General features: G+C 67.8%; 8 protein-coding genes and 1 pseudogene. 3 read left to right on the top strand and 6 right to left on the bottom strand.

Going from position 1 to position 7,016, the window contains the following annotated elements; translation table 11 throughout:
- The 5 genes from RN02_RS27880 to RN02_RS27860 form a co-directional block, all read right to left on the bottom strand.
- A partial coding sequence (locus tag RN02_RS27880; RefSeq protein WP_043318472.1) for a PAAR domain-containing protein occupies positions 1 to 1,236 on the bottom strand: 1,236 nt, incomplete at its 3' end.
- A 422-nt stretch (positions 1,237 to 1,658) separates the two neighbouring features.
- Complete coding sequence (locus RN02_RS27875) at positions 1,659 to 1,871, bottom strand: DUF1161 domain-containing protein (protein ID WP_099049091.1); 213 nt, start codon at positions 1,869 to 1,871, stop codon at positions 1,659 to 1,661.
- Between the two features lie 148 nt (positions 1,872 to 2,019).
- Complete coding sequence (locus RN02_RS27870) at positions 2,020 to 2,244, bottom strand: DUF1161 domain-containing protein (RefSeq protein ID WP_009614517.1); 225 nt, start codon at positions 2,242 to 2,244, stop codon at positions 2,020 to 2,022.
- 124 nt (positions 2,245 to 2,368) lie between these two features.
- Positions 2,369 to 2,584, bottom strand: coding sequence for a dodecin (locus RN02_RS27865; protein ID WP_009614515.1), 216 nt, complete (start codon positions 2,582 to 2,584; stop codon positions 2,369 to 2,371).
- Positions 2,585 to 2,687: 103 nt separating this feature from the next.
- The gene (locus tag RN02_RS27860) at positions 2,688 to 3,578 is read right to left on the bottom strand and encodes a LysR family transcriptional regulator (RefSeq protein ID WP_043318470.1); all 891 of its coding nucleotides are present in this window, start codon (positions 3,576 to 3,578) and stop codon (positions 2,688 to 2,690) included.
- A gap of 268 nt (positions 3,579 to 3,846) precedes the next feature.
- On the opposite strand from RN02_RS27860, the gene trpB reads away from it, so the two are divergent.
- From trpB to gloA2, 3 genes are all read left to right on the top strand, one after another.
- Positions 3,847 to 5,055 carry a tryptophan synthase subunit beta gene (gene trpB, locus RN02_RS27855; protein ID WP_043318468.1) on the top strand — a complete coding sequence of 403 codons (1,209 nt, stop codon included), beginning with the start codon at positions 3,847 to 3,849 and terminating at the stop codon, positions 5,053 to 5,055.
- Positions 5,052 to 5,858, top strand: coding sequence for a tryptophan synthase subunit alpha (gene trpA / locus RN02_RS27850; RefSeq protein ID WP_043318466.1), 807 nt, complete (start codon positions 5,052 to 5,054; stop codon positions 5,856 to 5,858). The genes trpB and trpA overlap by 4 nt, the downstream gene beginning before the upstream one ends.
- A gap of 123 nt (positions 5,859 to 5,981) precedes the next feature.
- Positions 5,982 to 6,365: an SMU1112c/YaeR family gloxylase I-like metalloprotein gene (gene gloA2 / locus RN02_RS27845; protein WP_043318464.1), complete on the top strand. Its 384-nt coding sequence runs from the start codon at positions 5,982 to 5,984 to the stop codon at positions 6,363 to 6,365.
- 502 nt (positions 6,366 to 6,867) lie between these two features.
- On the opposite strand, the pseudogene RN02_RS33535 reads toward gloA2, so the two are convergent.
- A pseudogene (locus tag RN02_RS33535) lies at positions 6,868 to 7,016 on the bottom strand (AraC family transcriptional regulator CmrA); the annotation flags it as partial.

The raw sequence follows: 7,016 nt of genomic DNA, 5'->3' as shown, positions 1-7,016 counted from the left end.
GATGTCGTGGTCGGTGCGGGTCAGGGAGAAGTTGTGGCGGTACTCGTTGGCGGCCACCAGTTGCACCACCTGGCGGGCGCAGCCGGGGGCCAGGCCCAACTCCAGGTCGGCATTGCGCCCATCGTGCGGGCTGAAATCGCCACGCCAGGGCGCCACCACCGCGGCCACGGTGTCGAACAGGCCGATGAAGCCCAGGGAGAAGTCCGTGCGGTGGCGCCAGGCGAAGCCATCGTCGAGCACCGGCGATCCGGCGGGCAGCGCTTTGGCCAGCAGACTGTCTGCTCCCTTGAGCAGGTCGTTGGCACAATGCCGCGCGGCGGCGGCCCCGCGACTGAAGCCGAACAGGTCGATTTCGATGCGGCGGATCTTCAGGTCGGGATTTGCCTTGCGGAGCCGTTCAATTTGACTCGTCACCAGTGCCGGCATCTGCTTCACCCGCGCAAGCACTCCCGTGCTGCCACGACCGGTCCCCTGGCTGAACGGCGAGTCCTGCTGGCCGGCGCTGGTGCCGACGCCTTCCAGATAGACTGCCAGATAGGCCTCATCAGCTTCGGCCGGCAGACGCTCATCCGCCTGGTCTGGATAAAGGTTGTACAAGTGAGCGATGTTGCTCGCATCGTTGCCATAGCTGTTATCCGGCGTGGCGCCGCTACCGTCGAAACCATAAGCTGCACAGTGCTGGCGGATATCCTCTGCCGCCTCCTGCGACAGCCCCACGTTGATGGCGCGGCACTCGGCGGCAGCCTCGCTGTTGGCCTGGTTGTTGCCGGTGCCGTCGAAGAACAGGCCCAGGCGCAGGACGATGCCGGTGAGTTCTTCCTCTTCCTCCTCTTCTTCGGCCAGCGTCTCGCCCTGCTCGTTGCCGGGACGCTCTGGCCCGGAGCCCGCCAGCGGTACGGCAAGGGCGGCGCCAAGGCCCATCACGCCAGAGGCGGCGGCCCCCGAGCCTCCGTCGAGCGGGGCGATCAGGTAGTGGCTGCCCGGCGGGCAGCCGCAGGCGACGGTACAGCCATCGACGGCGACCAGCATGCCGAGGTGTTCGGTGGTCAGGTCGCCCTGCTGGATGACGCCCGGCACGCCGCAGCGTGGGCAGGGCGTAGTCATGTCGCCCACCCGCAGCACCGCTCGGTCATGGTTGGTGAAGGTGGTCTGCCCGGCCAGGCACTTCGCCCCGGTGGAGGTGATATCGTCCGCCAGGCCCACGCCCTTGCCGTGGATATTCATGCGCTTGCCCATCACGCGACCTCTTCGGCAAGGCCGCATGAACAGCGGGGAAGGGACATGACAGAAGGATGAGCAGGCTCATCGTCGATCGGTAAACATGCGACCGGTAATCCAACGCGGTACCTACCGACAGCGCGCCGGGCAGTAACGACGGTTTCGGCGAACATGGGTCATTCCTCTTCTGCGGGAGAGGAATGACCTTGGGTTGATCTCACACTAGCGGGCTATCAGAAAGGTCCGGCTCTGAATGGGAAATGGCAGTTCCTCTCCGCCGTTTGGCCTGCGTCATCCTCCAGGGGAAATTCGAAGAGCGCTCACCCAGCGGTTTGGATTGGCGCCCCTGAAATTTCACCTCAGCCAGTAACTGCCGCTCCGTCGAGCACAGAGCGGCGTCCCTCAACCTCGCGGCACACTGGACGCGCCCAGCGAGCGGCTCAGTCGTCGTTCTTCTGGTAGATGATCTTGCGCGTGCCGCCCTCGCAGCTGCCGACCACCATGCTCGGGTCCTTCACCTCGGCGTTGGTGACTATCTCCAGGGTGTAGGCGGTCACCCCGGCGGACTGGATCTTGGTCTCGATCTCCGCCTTGAGTTCCTCGCACGGCTTGGTCTTCGCCTGGGCGGCGCCCGCGCAGGCCAGGGCCAGCATCAGCACGGCGAACTTGCTCACGGTCATGGCATTCCCTCGTCAACCCCACCACGGGGCGCCCTATCCTAACGAGAGACAGCGCGGCGGCGACAGAGTGCCCAACGACGAAGGGGCGCCAATGGCGCCCCTTCGCGGTCCCGCGGCGGCTTCAGTGCCGCGAATAGACGATCTCCTTGCTGCCGCCCTCGCAGGTGCCGACCACCTGACGAGCGCCACCCGCGCCCTTGTCGACGATCTCCAGGGTATAGCCCGAGACGCCCTTGGCCTGGAGTTTCGCGTCGATCTCGGCCTTGAGCTCCTCGCACGGCTTGCCGGCGGCCAGGGCACTACCCGCCATGGCCAGCAGGCCGGCGGCCAACAACAGGTTCTTCATGGCTGATGCTCTCCGTTGAACGAATGGACGAAGGGCCCCGCTGGGCCCGTGAAACGGCCGCCCCGCGGCGGCCCCCGAAAGCCCCCGGCGCCCCGGCCCGCGGGCGCGCGGCGGCGAATGCCGGTCAGCTGTCGGCGATCTTGAAGCCGACCTTCAGCGTCACCTGGTAATGCCCCACCGCACCGTTCTCGATATGCCCGCGGGTGTCCACCACCTCGAACCATTCCAGGTTCTTCAACGACTTCGAGGCCTCGGCCAGGGCGTTGTTGATGGCGTCCTCGATGCTGGTGCGCGAAGACCCGACCAGCTCGATCTTCTTGTAGGTGTGATGGTTCGACATCGGCTTCTCCTTGGGCGCGCCCGGCGGCGCGCAGTGCTGAATGTCCTCGTAGGACACTAGCCGAGCCCTGGAAGTGCAGCAAATTGCCGCCAGGGGGCAACCCTCAGCGCGCGGCCAGTTCCGCTCGCAACCAGCGGGCCAGGCGTTCGGCGCGGGCGTCGCCGCGCCGGGCCGGCACCCACAGCGCCAGGCGCGCGGCGGTTTCGGCGAAGCCCCAGGGCGCGGCCAGGCGGCCGGCGGCGAGGTCGTCGGCCACCAGCGCCTGGGGGGCGATGGCCACGCCCAGGCCGGCCACCGCCGCTTCCAGCAGGTAGTACAGGTGCTCGAAGCCCTGGCCCATGTGCAACGCGCTGGCATCCAGGCCCTGGGCGAGCGCCCATTGCGGCCAGGCCTGGGGCCGCGAGGTGGTGTGCAGCAATGCCTCGCCCAGCAGCGCCCGGGGCTCGGCCCGCTGCAGTTCGGCGAAGCGCGGGTGGCGCGGGCTGAGCACCGGGCCGATGCGCTCGGCGGCCAGTTCGAACACCTGCATGTCGGCCGGCCACGGCGGCTCGGCGAACAGCAGGGTGGCGTCGACGCCGCCGCGGCGTGGGTCCAGTTCGCCCTCGCTGGCCGAGAGTTGCAGGCGCAGTTCCGGCAGCTCGCGGTTGAGGCGGTCCAGGCGCGGGATGAACCAGCGGGCCAGCAGGCTTCCCGGGCAACCGAGCACGAAGGGCGCCTCGCCGCCGGCCTGGCGCAGCTCGGCGCAGACACGGCGCAGGCGCTCGAAGGCGTCGCCGCTGGCCTCGCCCAGGCGGCGCCCGGCATCGGTGAGTTTTACGCCGCGCCCGTCCTTGGCCAGCAGGGCCACGCCGAGGTCTTCCTCCAGTTGCCGCAGCTGCCGGCTCACCGCGCCGTGGGTGACGTGCAGCTCGGCCGCCGCCTGGCTCACGCCGCCGAGGCGGGCGACGGCATCGAAGGCGCGCAGGGCGTTGAGCGGGGGAAGGTCGCGGCTCATGGCGTTCAACCTGTGAGTTTTCCTGACATGTCCGGGCGATCTTATCGCTTTTCCCGCCCGGCCGGCAGTCGTATCCTCGGCACATTCCGTAGGAGCAACGGCCTTGCGCCGAGGTGCTCTTCGTAGGATGGGTTGAGCTTGCGAAACCCATGCGGTTGCGCTGATGGGTATCGCTTCGCTCAACGCCATCCTACGAAAAGCCGTGCTTCCCTGGAGGTGTTTCGCACCCAGGAGCGCTCCTGCCTACCGACACCAGAGGAGCCTTCCCATGTCCACATTGCGCACCGGTCCCGACGCCAAGGGCCTGTTCGGCAGCTTCGGCGGCCAGTACGTCGCCGAGACCCTGATGCCGCTGATCCACGACCTGGCCCGCGAGTACGACAAGGCCAAGGAGGATCCGGAGTTCCACAAGGAACTGGCCTACTTCCAGCGCGACTACGTCGGCCGCCCGAGCCCGCTGTACTTCGCCGAGCGCCTGACCGAGCACTGCGGCGGCGCGAAGATCTACCTCAAGCGCGAAGAGCTGAACCACACCGGCGCGCACAAGATCAACAACTGCATCGGCCAGATCCTCCTGGCCAGGCGCATGGGCAAGCAGCGCATCATCGCCGAGACCGGCGCCGGCATGCACGGCGTGGCCACCGCCACCGTGGCGGCGCGCTTCGGCATGAAGTGCGTGGTCTACATGGGCACCACCGACATCGACCGCCAGCAGGCCAACGTCTTCCGCATGCGCCTGCTGGGCGCCGAGGTGATCCCGGTCACCGCCGGCACCGGCACCCTCAAGGACGCCATGAACGAAGCCCTGCGCGACTGGGTGACCAACGTCCACGACACCTTCTACCTGATCGGCACCGTGGCCGGCCCGCACCCCTACCCGGCGATGGTCCGCGACTTCCAGGCGGTGATCGGCAAGGAGACCCGCGAGCAGCTGGCCGAGAAGGAAGGGCGCCTGCCCGATTCCCTGGTCGCCTGCATCGGCGGCGGCTCCAACGCCATGGGCCTGTTCCACCCGTTCCTGGATGACGCCAGCGTCAAGATCATCGGCGTGGAAGCCGCAGGCCACGGCATCGAGACCGGCAAGCACGCGGCCAGCCTGAACGGCGGCGTGCCCGGCGTGCTGCACGGCAACCGCACCTTCCTGCTGCAGGACGAGGACGGCCAGATCATCGATGCCCACTCCATCTCCGCCGGCCTGGACTACCCCGGCATCGGCCCGGAACACGCGTGGCTGCACGACATCGGCCGCGTCGAGTACACCTCGATCACCGACCACGAAGCGCTGCAGGCCTTCCACACCTGCTGCCGCCTGGAAGGCATCATCCCGGCGCTGGAGTCCTCCCACGCCCTGGCCGAGGTGTTCAAGCGCGCGCCCAACCTGCCCAAGGACCACATCATGGTGGTGAACCTGTCCGGTCGTGGCGACAAGGACATGCAGACCGTCATGCACCACATGCAACAGGAGCAGCAAGCATGAGCCGCCTGCAGACCCGCTTCGCCGAACTGAAACAGCAGAACCGCGCCGCCCTGGTGACCTTCATCACCGCCGGCGACCCGGGCTACTCCACCTCGCTGGACATCCTCAAGGGCCTGCCCGAGGCCGGCGCCGACGTGATCGAGCTGGGCATGCCGTTCACCGACCCGATGGCCGACGGCCCGGCGATCCAGCTGGCCAACATCCGCGCCCTGGGCAACGGCCAGAACCTGGCCAGGACGCTGAAGATGGTCCGCGAATTCCGCGCCGGCAACGACAGCACCCCGCTGGTGCTGATGGGCTACTTCAACCCCATCCACTACTACGGCGTCGAGCGCTTCGTCGCCGATGCCAAGGAAGCCGGCGTCGACGGCCTGATCATCGTCGACCTGCCGCCGGAGCATAACGAGGACCTGTGCCAGCCGGCCCAGGCCGCCGGGCTGGACTTCATCCGCCTGACCACCCCGACCACCGACGACGCGCGCCTGCCCACGGTGCTCGCGGGCAGCTCGGGCTTCGTCTACTACGTCTCGGTGGCCGGCGTGACCGGCGCAGGAGCCGCGACCCTGGAGCACGTCGAGCAGGCCGTGGCGCGCCTGCGCCGCCACACCGACCTGCCGGTGGCCATCGGCTTCGGCATCCGCACCCCGGAACACGCCGCCAGCGTCGCGCGCCTGGCCGACGGCGTGGTGGTGGGCTCGGCGCTGGTGGACAAGATCGCCAACGCGGGAAGCTCCGCCGAAGCCGTGCAGGGCGTGCTGGGCCTGTGCCGCGAGCTGGCCGAGGGCGTGCGCAAGGCGCGCTGAGGACCGGGTGGACGAGCGAGGCGATATCCAGCGATGGGTATCGCTACGCTCAACGCCATCCTACGGGTGCTGGCGGGCAGGCTGCATAATGGGTCGGGTGTTTTTCCGCAGCGGTCCCGGCCCATGAACCTGCACAGCCTCCATCACGTTGCCCTGATCTGCTCCGACTACCCGCGTTCGAAACGCTTCTACACCGAGGTGCTGGGGCTGCGGGTGATCGCCGAGACCTACCGCGCCGAACGCGATTCCTGGAAGCTCGACCTGGCCCTGGGCGAGGTGCAGCTGGAGCTGTTCTCCTTCCCCGCCGCGCCGCCGCGGCCGTCCTATCCCGAGGCCCAGGGGCTGCGTCACCTGGCCTTCGCCGTGGAGGACCTGGAAGCGGCGGTGGCCGAGCTGGAATGCCAGGACGTGCGTTGCGAGGCTATTCGTTGCGATGGGTTGACCGGTAAGCGCTTTACCTTCTTTGCCGATCCGGACGGGTTGCCATTGGAGTTGTACGAGCGTTGATAGATGCCCGCCGGCCTGTCGGCCGGAATCGCGGATGAATCCGCTCCTACCGTAAGGGCAGGCACGGCTTAACTCCCGAATGGTGCTTGCCTGGGACTTTGGGGTTGTGCTTTAGAGCACCCTCTCCCTAACCCTCTCCCTGAAGGGAGAGGGGACCGTTCGGAGTGCGCTGACGTTTCGGCGTTAGCCGGCTTGTACCGAGTATCCGGCTGACACCAGATCCCTTCTCGGCACGGACTAGCCCCCTCTCCCTTCAGGGAGAGGGCTGGGGAGAGGGGCTCTTAGACCTACCAGCCAGCAGCCGAGAATCGCCTCCGTACGGGCAGGCACGGCTTCTCGTAGGATGGTGTTGAGCGAAGCGATACCCATCGCCATGGCGGAAAATCGCGGACGGGTCGCCATGGAGCGAGGGGGCGGTCAAGGTCAGGCGGCGTATAACCGCGAACGGTTATACGCCCTACGTCTCCGGGTTCCCCGCGTTCGCGGGAATCCAATAGACAATTCAGGCCGGCATCGCCGCATCGCCCAGGGCGTTGCGCAGGCTGGCCAGGTCGCGCAGCGGCGGGGCGCCGAACAGGCGGCTGTATTCGCGGCTGAACTGCGAGGGGCTCTCGTAGCCCACGCGGTGGCCGGCCACCTCCACTTCCAGGC

The organism is Pseudomonas sp. PI1 (assembly GCF_000812405.1).
GTDB lineage: Bacteria > Pseudomonadota > Gammaproteobacteria > Pseudomonadales > Pseudomonadaceae > Pseudomonas > Pseudomonas citronellolis.
Note: the sequence above shows the minus strand (reverse complement) of the source record. Positions and strands in the feature narration are given on the sequence as shown.

What these genes read in the sequence shown, in the direction of transcription:
- RN02_RS27875 (WP_099049091.1), bottom strand. Translation starts at nt 1,871, where the DNA reads ATGCTGGCCCTGGCCTGCGCGGGCGCCGCCCAGGCGAAGACCAAGCCG.
- RN02_RS27870 (WP_009614517.1), bottom strand. Translation starts at nt 2,244, where the DNA reads ATGAAGAACCTGTTGTTGGCCGCCGGCCTGCTGGCCATGGCGGGTAGT.
- RN02_RS27865 (WP_009614515.1), bottom strand. Translation starts at nt 2,584, where the DNA reads ATGTCGAACCATCACACCTACAAGAAGATCGAGCTGGTCGGGTCTTCG.
- RN02_RS27860 (WP_043318470.1), bottom strand. Translation starts at nt 3,578, where the DNA reads ATGAGCCGCGACCTTCCCCCGCTCAACGCCCTGCGCGCCTTCGATGCC.
- trpB (WP_043318468.1), top strand. Translation starts at nt 3,847, where the DNA reads ATGTCCACATTGCGCACCGGTCCCGACGCCAAGGGCCTGTTCGGCAGC.
- trpA (WP_043318466.1), top strand. Translation starts at nt 5,052, where the DNA reads ATGAGCCGCCTGCAGACCCGCTTCGCCGAACTGAAACAGCAGAACCGC.
- gloA2 (WP_043318464.1), top strand. Translation starts at nt 5,982, where the DNA reads ATGAACCTGCACAGCCTCCATCACGTTGCCCTGATCTGCTCCGACTAC.